Raw genomic sequence first — 16,951 nt, 5'->3', positions numbered from 1 at the left:
TCTTTTCGTAAACCACGATATCTATAAAAATGTGCGCTGGACCTTTTGCCAGAAGGAGTTGTCTTTTAGCTTTACGGTTTTGACGATTTTATCGCTAAGTTCAAAGTCGATTTTGTTAATATGTTGAATGCTCAATGCTTCATTATCCATCCCAATGACCGGGTAGTCGTTACCGTCTTGAACAATACTTAAAGAAAGCTTACGGTTACCACTTAAGATGAAGGATGAACCAAGTGTACGGTAACGGTTATTATTTAATGAAGCGAGTTCGCTGACTTGCATGCATGGAAGCATCGGGTCGACAACTGCACCGTTGACAGACTTGTTATAGGCTGTGCTTCCTGTTGGTGTCGCGATTACTAAACCATCTCCACGGAATGTTTCAAATTGCAAATCATCAATGCAAACATCCATCACAAATGTTTTAATAACCGAGGAACGGATTGTACATTCATTTAAGCAATTAAAGGACACTTTATCATCAACTGTTACATTTATAGTTGGATAGCGGCGTACTTCAATTTGTTCGTTTGTCATCGCTTCAATCATTTTTTTTGTATCTTTAATATAGAAGTCACAATAGAAATAAGATGTGTTGTCAGCCGAAATGCCTGTATATAAGCAGTCTTGTCTAAAGCCAGTCTTTCTTACAGCCTGTAAGAAGGTGCTGTCCCCACCGACACTAACGATAATGTTGGCGTCTGTGGAATCTTCCACAACGTTAAAATTATACTGGTGTGCAAGCTGCTTTAAGTTATCAACGTCATCTTTACATTGGTTGTTTTGGTAGAAGAAAAAGATATTTCTGCGATTTGGCATGAAAATCCTCCTTAGCTGTAAGTCATCATTCATTTTCCTTTATCTAATAGTGTATCAAAGATTTTCTAGAAAAGCTTTATGAAACATGTAAAAAACTTTGACGAACCGTATCGTATGCTATGAAACTTCTTTGTGCTTTCTTCCGTATAATACGTGAGATCCCATTTATTGATACTTGAAAGGAGTGCTTTTGCGTGAGTAAAAAAAGGTGGCTTGCTTTGCTTGCAGCCGTTCTTTTATTTATTGGGTCCTGGGTGGTGGACTTTGCTACTGCAAATAAAGCCGACCAGTTTAAAGCGCTGGAAGGTAATTTCTTAAATGCACAAGGAGAAGAATTTACTGAGAAGGTGGTTGAACCTGGTACAAAGCAAGGGAAAATAGTTGTATTAAATGTAAATGGAACGATTCAGGATACAGGTAATGTCCAAGGGATGTTTTCCGCTCCTGGCTACAACCATCGAAAGTTTTTGCGAATGATTGAACATGCAGGAGAAGACAAAAGTGTAAAAGGTGTAATTCTGCGCGTCAATTCACCGGGCGGTGGTGTTGTAGAAAGTGCAGAAATTCATGATAAATTAACGAAATTCAAAAAGCAGTATGACAAGCCTCTCTATGTGTCAATGGGCTCAATGGCTGCCTCAGGAGGGTATTATATCTCAACTCCTGCTGACAAAATCTATGCAAGCCCTGAAACATTAACAGGTTCCTTAGGGGTTATTATGCAAGGAATGAATTATGCTGAACTAGCAGATGAGCTAGGGATTGAATTCGAAACCATTAAAAGTGGAAAATATAAAGATATTTTCTCACCGTATCGTGATATGAGTGAAGAGGAACGAAAAATCTTGCAATCGATGGTAGATAACTCTTATGAAGGATTTGTTGATGTCATTGCAAAAGGAAGAAGTATGTCAGAAGAGGAAGTACGAAAGATTGCAGATGGGCGGATATACGATGGAAGACAAGCGAAAAAGTTAGGCTTAATTGACAGCTTTGGTTACTTTGATGATACGATTAGCGCGCTTCGAAAAGATGAGAAGCTTGGAAATGTAAAAGTGGTCCAATATGAAGAGAACTTTGGTCTTCCTTCATTCTTGGCAGCTTCTGCAGAATCGATGATGAGCAGCAAATCAGAAATCGAGTTGCTTCGTATGTTCAGTCAACCGAATGCTCCTCGGCTTATGTATCTTTATACAAAATAATAAGGGGGGAACATTAATGGATACAACGATTAAAAATGAGCAGCATCAAGTCGATGACAAGCCTTCTTATCAAAAGCCTGTGCTTGATGTATGGTATGCAGGTTTTTGGATGCGTTTGTGGGCCTTTATCGTTGATTTAATTGTGGTAGGCAGTTTACATCGCTTGCTTGTCTACCCAGTGTTTCATCTGACTGAAACGCCAGTAGATCAATCTTTCATGTTTGCTCCTGCCGCCATTGCGACAACGATTATCGGCTTTGTTTACTTTGTACTTATGACGAAGTTTTTTCAACAAACGGTTGGCAAGATGGTTTTCGGTTTGAAGGTGGTTAATTTAGAAGGGCAAAGACCGTCCTGGGCGACTGTTATTTTTCGTGAAGTTGTCGGAAAGTTTATTTCAAAGACGCTTTTCTTTGTCGGCTATCTTGCTGCAGCTGTTTCCGGGAGAAAGCAGGCTTGGCATGATAAGATAGCGGATACGTATGTGATTCATGATCGCTCCTAATTGAACAGTAATGAAACCTGTCGTTTTTGAATACGGCAGGTTTATTTTTTTCTGCGTGGGAAATGATGGAGGCAGAAGGAGTGTAAAAAATGTGGTGGGCATGGATTGCTGCGGGAATCATTATTCTTCTCTCAATCATATTATGGACAAAAATTTCAATAACCGTTCATGTTCTGCATGCGCAGGATAATGACTTTATACGAGTTACAATAAAGGCCTGGGGCATACTTTCTTATACAACTGAAATACCGCTCTTAAAAATATCTGATGATTCTGCTTCAATTGTTATAGAAGAAGAGACAAAAACAGGTGAAGGGAAACAAACTGCGAAAGAAAAAGAACGTAAAATTACCCCTACTGAAATTCTCAATCAAATTCAAAAAGTAAAAGATTATATTGAACATATTATTAATTTACATGTGATTGTTAAACGGTTTTTAACTCATGTAACGGTTCGAAAGTTTGAGTGGCATTCTGCTTTTGGTACAGGAGATGCCGCAACAACAGGGACATTTTCAGGTGCTTTATGGTCTTTAAAAGGCGGTATTATTGGTTTGCTGGCTCATTATATGCGTTTGAATGTCCAGCCTGTTTTGCAGATTACTCCTCATTTTCAAGAACTTTTTTCTAGGACAGAGCTGATATGTATGTTTTCATTTCGGGTGTGGCATGCTATAGGCGCGGGATTTCGTATCTTGAAGTATTGGAAGAATGTTGACATAGGAGGAGAAGAGCATGTCAGAACATCCGATTCAAGGCTTGATGACGACAGCAATGGAAAACTTGAAAGAAATGATTGACGTTAACACAATTATCGGTGATCCTGTCGAAACGCCTGATGGCAGTATCATTCTTAGTGTTTCGAAAGTAGGTTTCGGGTTTGCTGCAGGTGGCAGTGAGTTTTACAGTGACCGTCAAAGTCAATATGGTGGAACATCACCTTCTCACCCATTTGGAGGAGGAAGCGGGGGCGGCGTTTCAATTACACCGATTGCTTTCTTAATTGTAGGTAAAACTGGTGTTCGAATGGTGCCGCTAAATGATAGTGTCCATTTGTATGACAAGTTAATTGATTTAGCACCCCAAGTTGTTGAAAAAATTCAAAACCTGTTAAATGGGAAGAATGATAATCATTCCAATAATTATTCTAAAAAAGAAGAACGCTACGACAATGAGCCGCCAATTTAAGATTAGCGGCTTTTCTTTATCAGGCATGAGAAGAGAGAATAGTTGAAATTCTTTCTCAGCTTATTTATGATAGCAAGTGTGAGTATCGTGAATAATTAAGGAGGGCTTTATTAATGGCAAACGTAACATTCAAAGGTAATCCTGTAACACTTCTTGGTAATGAAGTAAACGTTGGAGACAAAGCACCAAATTTCACAGTTCTAGCAAATGACCTTTCTGAAGTGACACTTGACGATACAAAAGGCCAAGTACGCTTAATCAGTGTTGTTCCATCTCTTGATACTGGAGTGTGTGATGCACAAACACGCCGTTTCAATGAAGAAGCAGACAAGCTTGGTAACGTAAAAGTACTGACAGTTAGTGTAGATCTTCCATTCGCGCAAAAGCGCTGGTGTGGAGCGAACGGCATTGAAAACGTTCAAACACTTTCTGATCATCGTGACCTTTCTTTCGGTGAGGCGTACGGTGTTGCGATTCAAGAGCTTCGCCTGTTGACTCGTGCTGTATTTGTTGTAAACAGCAATGACGAAGTTACATATGTAGAGTACGTGAAAGAAGCAACAGACCATCCAGATTACGACAGTGCACTTGAAGCAGCTAAAAAAGCTGAGTAAGTTTTAACTTCTTAAGAACCCCGGCAAAAACTGCCGGGGTTTTTGTATAAGTAGAAAAGTTCACTATCTCCCAAGTTTCTGATAGAATTTTGCTTGGCTTTAATTATGAATTGGGTGCAGGAGGCAAAATAGATGAATCAATTTTCAAAGATGGAAAAATTGTTTGAAGTATTTTCGGAAACTGCTAACATACTTGAAAACGAATTAAGTATCTCGTATTTAGAGGCGTTGGCAGAAACAGGCGAAAATATTTTTCAACAAACAATTGTTCACGATGTTTCAGAATTAGTTAAAAAACGACTGCAAAAGCATTATGACACCATTAAACTTGAAGAGTTTGCAAAGGAAGATGTGCGAAAGGCATTTCAGCTTTCCGTGTTAAAAGGAATGAAGCAAGCGGTACAGCCAAACCATATGATGACCCCTGATGCTGTTGCTTTATTTATCGGCTACATTGTAAATAAAGTAATAGAAAACAAGCAAAATCTTTCCTTATTAGACCCGGCAATCGGAACGGCGAATTTAGTAACAGCAGTGTTAAATCAATTAACGAAAGAAGCAACTGCTTACGGAGTAGAAGTTGATGAGACATTAGTAAAGCTTGCATATGCAAATGCAAATCTACAACAACAGCCGGTGGAATTGTTTAATCAAGATTCATTACAGCCGCTGCTTGTTGACCCAGTTGATGTTGTTACATGTGATTTACCTGTCGGGTATTATCCTGATGATGTAACCGCCTCTAGTTATAAGCTTAAAGCAGATGAAGGTCATTCCTATGCCCATCATTTATTTATTGAACAGAGCTTAAAATATACAAAAGAAGGCGGCTACCTTATTTTCCTAATTCCTAACTTCTTATTTGAAAGTGAAGAAGCATCAAAATTGAATGCCTTTTTGAAGGAAGAAGCAGTGATTTATGGAGTCCTTCAACTTCCGCTCACAATGTTTAAAGAAGAAAAGTTCGGAAAAAGTATCTTTATCATTCGTAAGAAAGGCGAAGGTGTCGCAGTACCAAAGCAAGCAATGGTTGCAGAACTACCGAGCTTCTCAAATAAGCGAGCGATGCAAAGTATTATCCAGCAAATAGACGAGTGGTTTGATAACCAAATTCAAAAATAGAATGATCGAGTAAACACACACATTTATTAAAAAATGTGTGTGTTTTAGTTATTTTGGTGGAAAACAAAATAACAGAGCATTGCAAAGGTCATAATAGCGCGGAATGTATATAATAAAAAATGCCCCAATTCAGAAAATAAGGAATTTCGGAGTAAGCGTTATCATTTAGTATTTTTGCTTGAAAAGCAGGCGTTTGAATGTTTAAATAGATAAGGTAAAACACAATCTGTATTAGTTGTATTAGTTTATTCTATTATTACAGGATATCTTCGGTTACGCTTTATTATTGTTGATTATTTACTATTTCATGATATCTGTTATATAGATTTAATATTTTGTTTAACACAGAAGGAGATGTCTTCTTATGACTAAAGTATTGGCGATTAATGCTGGCAGTTCCTCTTTGAAATTTCAGTTGTTTGACATGCCTTCCGAAACTGTATTGACTAAAGGTCTTGTAGAGCGCATTGGTTTGCAGGATGCTATTTTTAGCATTTCAGTTGATGGAGAAAAGCACGAGATTGTAACGGATATTGGCGACCATTCTGTTGCGGTAAAGTTATTACTTGAAAAGTTACTTGCTCATAACATTATTAAATCGTTCGATGAAATCGATGGTGTTGGTCACCGTGTTGTTCATGGCGGTGAAGAGTTCAATCATTCTGTATTAATTACAGAAGAAGTGGAAAAGAAAATTGATGAGCTTTCAGAGCTTGCCCCACTTCATAACCCTGCCAACCTTGTCGGTGTACGTTCATTTAAAGAAATTTTACCAAATGTTCCACATGTAGCAGTATTTGATACAGCATTCCACCAAACAATGCCAGAGAATTCTTATTTATACAGCCTGCCATATGAGTACTATAAAGATTATGGTATTCGTAAATATGGTTTCCACGGGACATCTCATAAATATGTGTCACAACGCGCCGCTGAAATTCTAGGGCGTCCGGTTGAACAACTTCGCTTACTTTCATGCCATCTAGGTAACGGTGCAAGTATTGCTGCAATTGATGGCGGACGTTCCATCGATACATCTATGGGCTTTACTCCGCTTGCAGGGGTAACAATGGGTACACGCTCAGGTAATATTGATCCAGCGTTAATTCCATTTATCATGGAGAAGACAGGGAAATCAGCTGCAGAAGTAATTGACATCTTAAATAAGAAAAGTGGTATGCTTGCTGTTTCTGGCTTTTCTAGTGATCTTCGTGACATTGAGTCTAAAGCTGCTCAAGGAAACGAACGTGCACAACTTGCCTTAGAAGTATTCGCAAACCGTATTCACAAATACATCGGTTCATATGCAGCACGTATGAGCGGTGTTGATGCGATTATCTTTACAGCTGGTGTTGGTGAAAACAGTGATGTCGTACGCGCTCGCGTCTTAAAAGGTCTTGAGTTTATGGGCGTTTATTGGGATCAAACATTGAATGAAGGATTACGTGGAAAAGAAGCGTTCATCAGCTATCCTCATTCACCTGTAAAAGTTATTGTCATCCCAACAAATGAAGAAGTCATGATTGCTCGCGATACAGTGAAGCTTTCAAATTAATCTGATTTAAAAGTCTTTGTGTGAAAAATGCACAAGGACTTTTTTGTTTGGATTGGAAAGTAAACTAAAAAACAGCTAAAATGAAGTACAAGAAAATGAATTGGTGGAGGTGCAGCATGTGCAGTGGACGAAGACAGAAAATGAAATTCTAAATGAATTATCACGCTGGGAAGAAAGTTTGCATACGTATGAACCGACCGACTTTGAACGTACATATGATAAATGGCTTGTTTCTGGGTTTAATAAAATTGAGGAATCTGTGAAGCAGCGATTCTTTGCAAGGATGGATACGTGGCTTTTTCATATGCATGCGTTTATTCAAAACACGCAGATGCAGAGCGATGAACGAAATCGTATTATTACAGATGCGCGGATTTTTAATGAAGAGATTGACTCAATTGAAGGGATGAAAGAGCTCACGTTGCCGCAAATCCTCTATTTATCAGAACAAAGGATTGCAAAGCAAAGGCTTTTATCTTTTGCACAAGGGGGTGTGAGTGGTAGCGGCGGGTTGTTAACGCTAGGCTTAGACTTGCCGATGATGGCTATCTTAAATCTAAAAGCTGTGCAGACGATTGCGATGACATATGGCTATGAAGTTAGCAAGCCTTTCGAAATGATGACCTCATTAAAAGTCTTTCATATGGCCGCACTTCCGAAACGAATGCGGGGAGCAGGCTGGGAGAACTTGAAGGAAGATTTAAAAGAAGCGGAAGAAGAGACCTATCTGTATGCAGGTGATGGTGAATTGACAGATGAAACATGGTTCGACCAACCGTTAAAGCAGCTGTTGAAAGCTTTATTTATCCTCACCTTCCGCAAAAAACTAATCCAAGGCATTCCACTACTAGGTATGGCACTTGGTGCGAGTATGAATTATCAGCTCTCACGCCAAGTAACAGAATTTGCACATCACTTCTATCAACTACGCTATTTACAAGAAAAAGAACAAAAGCAATCAGATTAAAATACAAGCCCCGACAATTATAAGTGGTCGGGGCTTGTGTCTATGCATGAACTTTTTCTGTAACGTCTTCATTCGTGCGGTACCAAATCCAGAGGTCGTTAATGACAGATGCAAGGTCAGAGATTTCTGAATTAAGACGACAGGAAGTATCGAAGTCTTCTTCTATATTAAGTGCTGCTTGCTTTCGATTGATAATGACTTCGATATCAGCGATGCGGTCAGGAATTTTTCCGCGTACTTTTTCCCAGTGTGAAAGAATGGTTTGTTGTGTTTGTTCTGTATAAGCACTCCACTCTTCCTCTAACATTGGCAATTCAATTCCGAGTCGTTCATCATAAATAAAGTAGTCTCTCATAGTTCCCCCTCATATCGACGTGAAGTTCCTACATTATATACTATCATTATCGTACACACTATGAAAAATGCTTTGTGTGGCAGTTTTTTAGCATCAAAATTTATTTTTATACTTTTTTCTGTATAACTATTGAAAAATAATAAGAAAGTTGTTAGAGTATTAAATATCAAATCGAAGACAAGAGTTTGAGGGTGATGACAGTTCTTTTTTCCGCGTCATTATCGCCTCATTCATTTTTTTGCATAGTATGAATAAATATTAAACTAAGAGTATCTTTATACAATAAACAGGAGGCATTTAACATGGCGAAAGAAAAAGTGGTATTAGCATATTCAGGCGGATTAGATACATCTGTAGCAATTAAATGGTTAGAACAGCAAGGGTATGATGTGATTGCGGTTTGCTTAGATGTAGGCGAAGGAAAAGACCTTGATTTTATTAAAGAAAAAGCATTAACAGTCGGTGCTATTAAATCTGTTGTGATTGATGCAAAGAAAGAATTTGCTGAAGACTTCGTTCTTCCGGCACTTCAAGCAAACACAATGTATGAAAACAAATATCCATTAGTTTCAGCGTTGTCTCGTCCATTGATTGCGAAGAAACTAGTGGAAGTAGCTGAAGAAGAAGGTGCAATTGCAGTTGCACATGGCTGTACAGGAAAAGGAAATGACCAAGTTCGTTTTGAAGTTTCGTTTGCAGCGCTTAACCCAGACTTACAAGTGGTCGCTCCGGTACGTGAGTGGAGCTGGTCACGTGAGGAAGAGATCGAATATGCGAAGAAGCATGATATTCCAGTACCAATCAAGCTAGACAGCCCATATTCAATTGACCAAAACCTTTGGGGACGTGCAAATGAGTGCGGAATCTTAGAAGATCCGTGGGCAACACCTCCAGAAGATGCTTATGATATTACAAATTCAATTGAAGATGCGCCAGATACACCTGAAATTATTGAAATTGATTTCGAACAAGGAAAACCAGTTGCATTGAATGGTGAATCTTATGAATTCCACGAACTAATCTTAAAGTTAAATAAAATTGCTGGAAACCATGGTGTGGGCCGCATTGATCACGTTGAGAACCGCCTTGTTGGGATTAAGTCTCGTGAAGTATACGAGTGCCCAGCTGCAATTACATTAATTAAGGCACATAAAGAGCTTGAAGACTTAACACTACCGCGTGAAACAGCACACTTTAAACCAACAGTTGAATTAAAGTTTGAAGAAGTGATCTACAACGGTCTTTGGTTCTCTCCATTAAATGATGCCCTATATGCATTCTTGAAAGAAACACAAAAGACAGTAACAGGTAAAGTTCGTGTGAAACTATTCAAAGGGCATGCAATCGTTGAAGGACGTAAATCTGATTATTCTCTTTACAATGAGAAGCTTGCAACATATACATCTGATGATGAATTTGACCATAATGCGGCGGTTGGCTTTACGAAGCTTTGGGGTCTTCCAACGCAAGTACACAGCATGGTGAACAAGGAAACGAAGAAGGTGACAGTGTGAAAAAACTCTGGGGTGGACGCTTTCAAAAAACTGCTGAAGAATGGGTCGACGAATTCAATGCGTCGATCCCATTCGACCAGCAATTAGTTGAAGAAGATATAGAAGGAAGTCTTGCACACGTAACAATGCTTGCAAAATGCGGCATTCTTACAGACGAAGAAGCGGATACAATCAAAGGCGGCCTCCACACACTGCTTGAAAAAGCAAAGAACGGAAAGCTTGAATACTCCGTTTCCTATGAGGATATTCACTTAAACCTTGAAAAAATGCTTATTGATGAAGTTGGTCCTGTCGGTGGAAAGCTTCATACAGGTAGAAGTCGTAATGACCAAGTTGCAACAGATATGCACCTCTATTTACGCAAGCAAGTAAATGAAATCCTTGAAGGTGTACATACACTACAAGAGGTGTTAGTTAATAAAGCAGAACAGCACGTAGAAACAATTATTCCAGGTTATACGCATTTGCAGCGCGCTCAGCCTGTTTCATTTGGACACCACTTAATGGCGTATTTCTGGAAGTTCCAGCGCGACCGCGAGCGTATGAGTGAAGCGTTAAAGCGTATTAATGTTTCGCCGTTAGGTGCTGGTGCACTTGCAGGCACGACTTTCCCGATTGATCGTGAATACAGTGCGGAATTGCTAGGGTTCGACGGTGTTTATCAGAACAGTATGGATGCGGTAAGTGACCGTGACTTTATTCTTGAGTTCTTATCAAGTGCTTCTATCATGATGATGCATATGTCTCGCTTTTGTGAAGAGTTGATTCTATGGTCAAGTGAGGAATTCAAATTCATTGAGATGGATGATACCTTCTCAACTGGCAGCAGCATTATGCCTCAGAAGAAGAACCCGGATATGGCGGAGTTAATTCGCGGGAAGACAGGGCGTGTCTACGGCAGCTTGTTCGGACTGTTAACTGTCTTGAAAGGGACGCCGCTTGCATATAACAAAGATATGCAGGAAGACAAAGAAGGTATGTTTGATGCTGTGAAAACAGTAAAAGGTTCGTTGAAAATCTTTGCTGGCATGATTGATACGATGACCGTTCGTACGGATGTGATGGAAAAAGCAGTTCGCAGTGATTTCTCCAATGCAACTGAATTGGCAGATTACCTTGCATCAAAGGGAATGCCTTTCCGTGATGCCCATGAAGTTGTCGGTAAGCTTGTACTGACATGTATTCAGCAAGGCTGTTACCTGCTCGATCTTTCATTCGAAGAGTACAAAAATGCCTCTGAATTATTCGAAAAAGACATTTATGAGGTGCTTGAGCCAGAAACGGTTGTAAAACGCCGTGAAAGCCTTGGCGGCACAGGCTTTGCGCAAGTTACTCAGGCAATTGAAAATGCAAAAAAGACGTTGGCAAACTAATGTTGCCAACGTCTTTTTTATAGTTTTATTCAGCTTGAGAGCGGACGATCAATACGTCACATTTTGCATAGCGGGTAATGTGTTCGGAAACACTACCGATGAAGAATCGTTCTACCGCATTTAAGCCGTGAGCTCCACAAATAATTAAGTCTACATTGTGTTTCGGGGCAATATCTTTTGAAATTTTTACTTTCGGAGAACCGTATTCGATTACCGTACTTACATGAGAAAGACCGCTTTCAGATGCTTCTAGCTTGTATTCTTTCAAAAGGTCCTCAGCGTGTTTTTCAGCGCGTTCTACAATTGTGCTGTCATATGCTTCAACAGTAGCGTATGTACGTGTGTCAACGATATGAGTAATGATAAGGTGCGCATCATTTCGTTTTGCAATATCAATTGCTTTGTAAAAGGCTTTATCAGCTTCTTTGGAACCGTCAACCGCAATTAAAATGTTGTTATAAGTAAGGCTCATAATTCGTTCCTCCCTTTGATTACCTGTATTTATTTTAGTATAACATGGGAAACATTTCTTTCATAAGCAAGTTGTTAAAATTTTTCTACAACTCCTTAAAGGGGGTGAATGTATGCGAAAGAAACAAGAAGAGCTAAAGTTTCAACAACAAGCCGTCTCATATGATGAAGCTGGTGAGAAAGAAGTATTTAATCAAATTACAGAAGCTTACCAAAGCGGTGTAGTAGAGCAAATAGATGAAGATAAGGAACGAAATTCACTTCGTTAAGCCAGTGAAGCAGGTACTTCTAATAATCGAGGTGCCTGCTTTTATCATGGAAAATGAATAGATTATGAAACTTTTGCGTCATTCTTTCGTTAATACATATAGAAAGGGATCAAAGTAGAAAGAGGTGTGATCGTGAGCTTGTTCAAACGCTTGTTTCAAAAAGAAAAAGAAGTTCCGAAGGTTGAGGAGCGAAATGTCTTTAACATAAAAGTTGGCGATATTGTAACGTATGATTTAGTGGATTATCAAGTAGTTGGAACACTTTCCTACAATGATCACGGCTTTCAGTGGTTTGCTTATCAGCTTCAAGGCACGAACGAGACAATTTGGTTAAGTGCTGAAATGGATGATCAGCTTGAACTATGCATCTATAAACATGCTAATTTGAAGCTCACAACACCACTGCCTGAAAAATTGGAGTATGATGGTGTTACTTATTATTTAGACGAAAAAGGAACTGCTAATGTTCGCGGCGAAGGCCGCGGTAGAAATGTTAGTGGTATGACAATTCAGTATTATGATTACTGTGATGATGAAGAAGAACAATTTCTTTCTGTAGAAGTGTGGGGTTCTGAAGTTGAAGTAAGCTATGGTTTTGAAATTGAGGAGATGGAAGTGAAAATTCTAGCAGGAAGCTAATGAAAAGAAGGAGGAATTAAGATGTTTCAATTTTTTAGACGTTTAAAAACAGTTGTAGGTTCAGAGTTGAATGCAGCATTGGATAAAGCAGAAGACCCGGTCAAAATGCTCGAACAATATATGCGCGAGATGGAAGCGGATATTCGTGAAGCAGAAACAGCTGTTGCAAAGCAGATTGCAAATGAAAAGATGCTTGAGAAAAAGCATGCGGACGCTAAAGCGCTTGTTGAAAAGAGAGAAGCACAAGCGTTAAAAGCACTTGATGCTGGGAATGAGGATTTAGCTCGCCGTGCACTAGAAGATAAGAAAGACCAACAGCGTAACATGGAACAGCTCCAAGAAGCCTATGAGCGTGCAAGTGCAGATGCTGGTGAACTGCGTAAAAAGCTTGAAGAAATGAAAGCAGAATATCAGCAGATGAAGCTGAAGAAGGATTCGCTTAAAGCACGAGCAGAATCAGCAAAAACACGTACGAAGATGAACCGTACGATGTCGAGCATCGGGGGAGAAGAATCACGCCGTGGCTTTGAACGAATGGAAGAGAAGGTACTTCAGTATGAAGCAGAAGCAGAAACAAGCGATGATATGAAGTCTTCAAGCCGTTCACTTGATGATGAATTTGATGCCTTAGGTGAAAGTGATGTTGACAAAGAGTTAGCAGCATTAAAGAAGAAACTGGGGAAAGAATAGGCTTTCCCCTTCTTTTTGGAAAAGAGGTGAGAGAATGTTGAGGAAATTAGGTATACTTATGGCCTCTCTTATGCTTGTTTTTGTAGCAGCATGCGGTGGGAATGAGAATGTTGTTGAGCAGTCCGAACCAGAGTTGTTCGATAGTTCAGGGCAAAGTGTAAAGGAGCAGCAAAGCGCCCTCCTCCAATATGTTGATAAGAATTATGAATTTGTGGAAATCATTAATAGTAGTGTCAATAATAATGATGTTTCAAAAGTGTATCGCGCAACTGATAAATCAATTGACCAAGTTGCAACTGAGCTTCAAGAACAGGCTGTACCACGTGAAATAAGTGAGCGTCAAAATGACAAACAAGTTTTAATCTATGATAATCCACGTCTTTTTGTCATATTGACACAGGATGAAAACGAGCCAGCAAACACGATGGTTGAGCTTGCTGAATATCCATTTGTTCGTGATAATTTTTCTCCTAGCTTCTTTGATGGCTTGTTTGTGCTGTGGTTTTTAGATGAAGTGTTGGATGTGGATGATTGGGGAAAAAGGCAGAAAAAACGTTGCTATGAGGCAAATAATAACTGTTATCGTGGTTATAGCACAACAGGAGGCAGTTACATTGGTCCGAGCAAAAAACCAAGTTTCCGTGGTTATTCATCATCCGTCAGAGGTGGAGGGCCAGGTGCAGGGAAATAACTGAAAGTGAGGGATAGGAATGGAGCCGTATTTATTAACTGTTTATTACTTTTTGGCAGCAATAGCAATCGTAGTTGTCGGTCTTGTAATCTTCGAGTTGATTACAACAAAATATAAAGACTGGCAGGAGATTGCTGAAGGAAACTATGCTGTTGCATTGTCAATTGGCGGGAAAATCATTGGTATTTGCATTATTTTAACCTTTTCCATTTATACAAATGATACGATTGTTGAAACCTTGATTTGGGGCGGAGTTGGAATTGTCCTGCAAATGGTAGCTTATTTGCTGTTTGAGCTGTTCACACGCCGCTTTTCTGTTGAAGAACAATTGAAACAACGGAACATAGCTGTCGGTATTGTCAGCTTTTGTGTATCAGTCGGTTTGGCATTCGTTATCGGTGCGTCGATTACATAAGGTGTTAGGAGACCCTCGAAACAGCGCGTTTCGAGGGTTTATAAGTTGTTAGAAACGCAGGTGAGAAGATGACAACAATTGCAGAGAAGAAAAGTAAAAGTATCTATTGGGCTTCAGGCATTGTGTCGATTTGTGGCATTATTTTTGAAGTTTTGTTTGGTGCTCTCGGTTCGTATATTCTCGGCGACGGTGTGAAGCAATATACGTTAACGATTTCCTTGTTCTTGACCGGCATGGGAATTGGGGCATCGCTCAGTGAGAAAGTGATGAAGCAGTTAATCACATCATTTGTCATAATTGAATATGCAGTCGCAGTTATCGGTGGTTTTTCAAGCTTCTTGTTATTTGGAATTACTGCCTATATGGCCGATGGTTCAGATGCTTTTTTTCTATATTTTGTTACGCTTTTAGTAGGTGCATTGACAGGCTTGGAGCTTCCAATCTTAATCCGGAAGGCGAATGAGATAGGTGTTGAGCTTAATCGGAGTACAGCGCGGGTGTTGTTCTCTGATTATGCAGGCGGATTAATTGGAGGGCTGTTGTTTGCTTTTTTGCTCAGACCGCAATTTGGTCTTGTTAAGTCTGCTTTTCTCGTTGCGATGATTAATGCCGCGACAGCTATGTGGATTCTCTTTTTGTTCCGACGTGAAATCAATCATTTTAAAAGATACGTAACAGCAGGAGCGTTCATCTTAGTCGTTTTATTTGGCGGCGTATTTGTCGGTGAAAAGATTGCTTTTACATTTGAACAGAAGCTGTATCGTGACCCGCTTATCTTATCAGAGGAAACAGCATATCAGCATATTGTGATGACCAAATCGCGTGACGACGTTCGGCTGTTCTTGAATGGCTCTTTGCAATTCAGTTCCAGCGATGAATATCGGTACCATGAAATGCTCGTTCATCCGCCGATGTCCCTTGCGAGGGATAGAAGCAATGTTCTCATTCTTGGCGGTGGCGATGGGTTAGCGGCTCGTGAGTTATTGAAATATGATGACGTAAAACAAATTACCGTCGTCGATCTCGACCCACGAATGGTTGAGATTGCTTCAACGAATCCAGATTTAGTAAAGCTTAATAAGCATGCATTTGAGAATGAACGTGTGCAGGTTGTACATAAGGATGCATTTAAATTCATGGAAAGTACTGACGAATGGTATGATGTCATTCTTGCTGATTTGCCTGATCCGAATAATGAATCGTTAAATAAGCTGTATACGATGGAATTCTATTCGTTGCTGCGTAATCATTTAAAGCCTGGTGGGAAGATGATGGTACAATCAACGAGTCCTGTATTTGCACCGAAAGTATATTGGACCATTAATGAAACAATTGAGGCGGCACAACTGCATACGGAAAATTTTCATGTTGATATTCCGAGCTTTGGAAATTGGGGCTTTGTGATGGCATCTAGAGAAGAAATTGAGTTAACGCCTTTTAAGCTTAAGGTTGATACGAAGTTTTTATCAGAAGAGATGTTATCAGCGCTCACCTTTTTTGGAAAAGATGAAGATGAGAAGTTTTACGATGACCAAGGACGGTTATTAGAATTACAACCGAACACATTGATTCATCCTCGTTTAATCACATTATATGAACAGGCATGGTCGCATTACTAGGGTGAATTAGGCAGGGTTTTGCCCGTTGATGTCGTAAATATGAAGTAGGCAAACTTTTAAGAAAAAAGGAGCGGAATAGCTTTGAAAATTTCTTATCATGGACACTCAGTTGTAATGATCGAAACAAACGGAAAGAAGATTCTAATTGACCCGTTTATTTCGGGGAATGAGACATGTGATTTAAATGCAGATGATGTGACATGTGACGTCATCTTATTAACGCATGGGCATAATGACCATGTAGGAGATACAGTTGATATTGCAAAGCGTAATGATGCGTTAGTTGTAGCTCCGTTCGAACTTGCTACATACCTTGGCTGGAAAGGCTTGAACACACATCCAATGCATATTGGCGGTTCCCGTGAATTTGATTTCGGTAAAGTGAAACTAACACAAGCATTCCACGGTTCAAGCTATACAGAAGAAGAAAACCAAAAGATTGTGTATACAGGCATGCCTGCAGGAATTTTATTCTATGCTGAAGGCAAGACGGTTTTCCATGCAGGGGATACAGGGTTGTTCACGGATATGAAAATGTACGGAGAAATGAATAACATTGATGTGGCATTCCTGCCAATTGGAGATAATTTCACAATGGGACCAGATGATGCAGCTGTTGCGGCAGAATGGTTAAAAGCAAAGCTTGTTGTGCCGATTCATTACAACACATTCCCGCCAATTGAACAAAATCCAGAAGCCTATACAGCAAAGTTAGCAGCGATTGATGGTGTTGAAGGAAAAGTAATGAATGCCGGCGATACACTTGATCTATAAAATGAAAAAGCTGGTTGTCAAAATGACAGCCAGCTTTTCGTTTCAAGTTTTCTAACTGGGCCAGCTGGATTCGAACCAACGCATGACGGAGTCAAAGTCCGTTGCCTTACCGCTTGGCTATGGCCCATCGATAGAGCTGCCTGACGTTTTACGGGCAGGCAGCGATGTT

General features: G+C 39.7%; 20 protein-coding genes and 1 tRNA gene. 17 read left to right on the top strand and 4 right to left on the bottom strand.

The features are described 5' to 3' along the window. Window positions 1–21 precede the first annotated feature (21 nt). Window positions 22–819, bottom strand: a complete 798-nt coding sequence (locus LC040_13185; protein ID WLR50224.1) for an NAD kinase — start codon at window positions 817–819, stop codon at window positions 22–24. A 194-nt stretch (window positions 820–1,013) separates the two neighbouring features. Here LC040_13185 and sppA point away from each other — a divergent pair, with 194 nt between their 5' ends. From sppA to LC040_13145, 8 genes are all read left to right on the top strand, one after another. Next, window positions 1,014–2,021 (top strand): signal peptide peptidase SppA, encoded by a 1,008-nt coding sequence (sppA, locus tag LC040_13180; GenBank protein ID WLR50223.1) that lies wholly within the window; start codon window positions 1,014–1,016, stop codon window positions 2,019–2,021. Between the two features lie 16 nt (window positions 2,022–2,037). Next, window positions 2,038–2,526, top strand: coding sequence for an RDD family protein (locus LC040_13175; protein ID WLR50222.1), 489 nt, complete (start codon window positions 2,038–2,040; stop codon window positions 2,524–2,526). Between the two features lie 89 nt (window positions 2,527–2,615). Next, window positions 2,616–3,326, top strand: coding sequence for a DUF2953 domain-containing protein (locus LC040_13170; protein WLR50221.1), 711 nt, complete (start codon window positions 2,616–2,618; stop codon window positions 3,324–3,326). Then, window positions 3,262–3,714 carry a GerW family sporulation protein gene (ytfJ, locus tag LC040_13165; GenBank protein ID WLR50220.1) on the top strand — a complete coding sequence of 151 codons (453 nt, stop codon included), beginning with the start codon at window positions 3,262–3,264 and terminating at the stop codon, window positions 3,712–3,714. Before LC040_13170 ends, ytfJ begins: the two co-directional genes overlap by 65 nt. A gap of 113 nt (window positions 3,715–3,827) precedes the next feature. After that, the gene (gene tpx, locus LC040_13160) at window positions 3,828–4,328 is read left to right on the top strand and encodes a thiol peroxidase (GenBank protein ID WLR50219.1); all 501 of its coding nucleotides are present in this window, start codon (window positions 3,828–3,830) and stop codon (window positions 4,326–4,328) included. Between the two features lie 132 nt (window positions 4,329–4,460). Continuing rightward, a complete protein-coding gene (locus LC040_13155) occupies window positions 4,461–5,450 on the top strand; it encodes a class I SAM-dependent methyltransferase (GenBank protein ID WLR50218.1) in 990 nt (329 codons plus the stop codon). Between the two features lie 364 nt (window positions 5,451–5,814). Continuing rightward, window positions 5,815–7,005 (top strand): acetate kinase, encoded by a 1,191-nt coding sequence (locus tag LC040_13150; protein ID WLR50217.1) that lies wholly within the window; start codon window positions 5,815–5,817, stop codon window positions 7,003–7,005. Between the two features lie 118 nt (window positions 7,006–7,123). Further along, entirely contained in the window at window positions 7,124–7,972 is an 849-nt protein-coding gene (locus tag LC040_13145) for an EcsC family protein (protein WLR50216.1), read from the top strand. A gap of 40 nt (window positions 7,973–8,012) precedes the next feature. Here LC040_13145 and LC040_13140 read toward each other — a convergent pair whose 3' ends face one another. Next, window positions 8,013–8,327: a hypothetical protein gene (locus tag LC040_13140; GenBank protein WLR50215.1), complete on the bottom strand. Its 315-nt coding sequence runs from the start codon at window positions 8,325–8,327 to the stop codon at window positions 8,013–8,015. 302 nt (window positions 8,328–8,629) lie between these two features. On the opposite strand from LC040_13140, the gene LC040_13135 reads away from it, so the two are divergent. After that, complete coding sequence (locus LC040_13135) at window positions 8,630–9,841, top strand: argininosuccinate synthase (GenBank protein ID WLR50214.1); 1,212 nt, start codon at window positions 8,630–8,632, stop codon at window positions 9,839–9,841. After that, entirely contained in the window at window positions 9,838–11,214 is a 1,377-nt protein-coding gene (gene argH / locus LC040_13130) for an argininosuccinate lyase (GenBank protein ID WLR50213.1), read from the top strand. Before LC040_13135 ends, argH begins: the two co-directional genes overlap by 4 nt. A 25-nt stretch (window positions 11,215–11,239) precedes the next feature. Here the strand turns inward: argH and LC040_13125 are convergent, their stop codons facing one another. Beyond that, window positions 11,240–11,686, bottom strand: a complete 447-nt coding sequence (locus tag LC040_13125) for a universal stress protein (protein WLR50212.1) — start codon at window positions 11,684–11,686, stop codon at window positions 11,240–11,242. Between the two features lie 112 nt (window positions 11,687–11,798). Between LC040_13125 and LC040_13120 the strand changes: the two genes are divergently transcribed. From LC040_13120 to LC040_13090, 7 genes are all read left to right on the top strand, one after another. Beyond that, a complete protein-coding gene (locus LC040_13120; GenBank protein ID WLR50211.1) occupies window positions 11,799–11,954 on the top strand; it encodes a hypothetical protein in 156 nt (51 codons plus the stop codon). Between the two features lie 132 nt (window positions 11,955–12,086). Beyond that, on the top strand, window positions 12,087–12,593 hold the full coding sequence (locus LC040_13115) for a DUF4178 domain-containing protein (GenBank protein WLR50210.1): 507 nt from the start codon (window positions 12,087–12,089) through the stop codon (window positions 12,591–12,593). Between the two features lie 21 nt (window positions 12,594–12,614). Beyond that, window positions 12,615–13,283: a PspA/IM30 family protein gene (locus LC040_13110; GenBank protein WLR50209.1), complete on the top strand. Its 669-nt coding sequence runs from the start codon at window positions 12,615–12,617 to the stop codon at window positions 13,281–13,283. A 34-nt stretch (window positions 13,284–13,317) separates the two neighbouring features. Further along, the gene (locus LC040_13105) at window positions 13,318–13,974 is read left to right on the top strand and encodes a DUF4247 domain-containing protein (GenBank protein WLR50208.1); all 657 of its coding nucleotides are present in this window, start codon (window positions 13,318–13,320) and stop codon (window positions 13,972–13,974) included. Between the two features lie 19 nt (window positions 13,975–13,993). Continuing rightward, a complete protein-coding gene (locus LC040_13100; protein ID WLR50207.1) occupies window positions 13,994–14,389 on the top strand; it encodes a DUF350 domain-containing protein in 396 nt (131 codons plus the stop codon). 68 nt (window positions 14,390–14,457) lie between these two features. Continuing rightward, window positions 14,458–16,008, top strand: a complete 1,551-nt coding sequence (locus LC040_13095; GenBank protein ID WLR50206.1) for a polyamine aminopropyltransferase — start codon at window positions 14,458–14,460, stop codon at window positions 16,006–16,008. Window positions 16,009–16,089: 81 nt separating this feature from the next. Then, the gene (locus LC040_13090; protein WLR50205.1) at window positions 16,090–16,782 is read left to right on the top strand and encodes a metal-dependent hydrolase; all 693 of its coding nucleotides are present in this window, start codon (window positions 16,090–16,092) and stop codon (window positions 16,780–16,782) included. 55 nt (window positions 16,783–16,837) lie between these two features. On the opposite strand, the gene LC040_13085 is transcribed toward LC040_13090, so the two are convergent. After that, window positions 16,838–16,909, bottom strand: a tRNA-Gln gene (locus LC040_13085). Window positions 16,910–16,951 lie beyond the last annotated feature (42 nt).

Source organism: Bacillus tianshenii (assembly GCA_020524525.2).
GTDB lineage: Bacteria > Bacillota > Bacilli > Bacillales > Bacillaceae_N > Bacillus_AV.
Note: the sequence above shows the minus strand (reverse complement) of the source record. Positions and strands in the feature narration are given on the sequence as shown.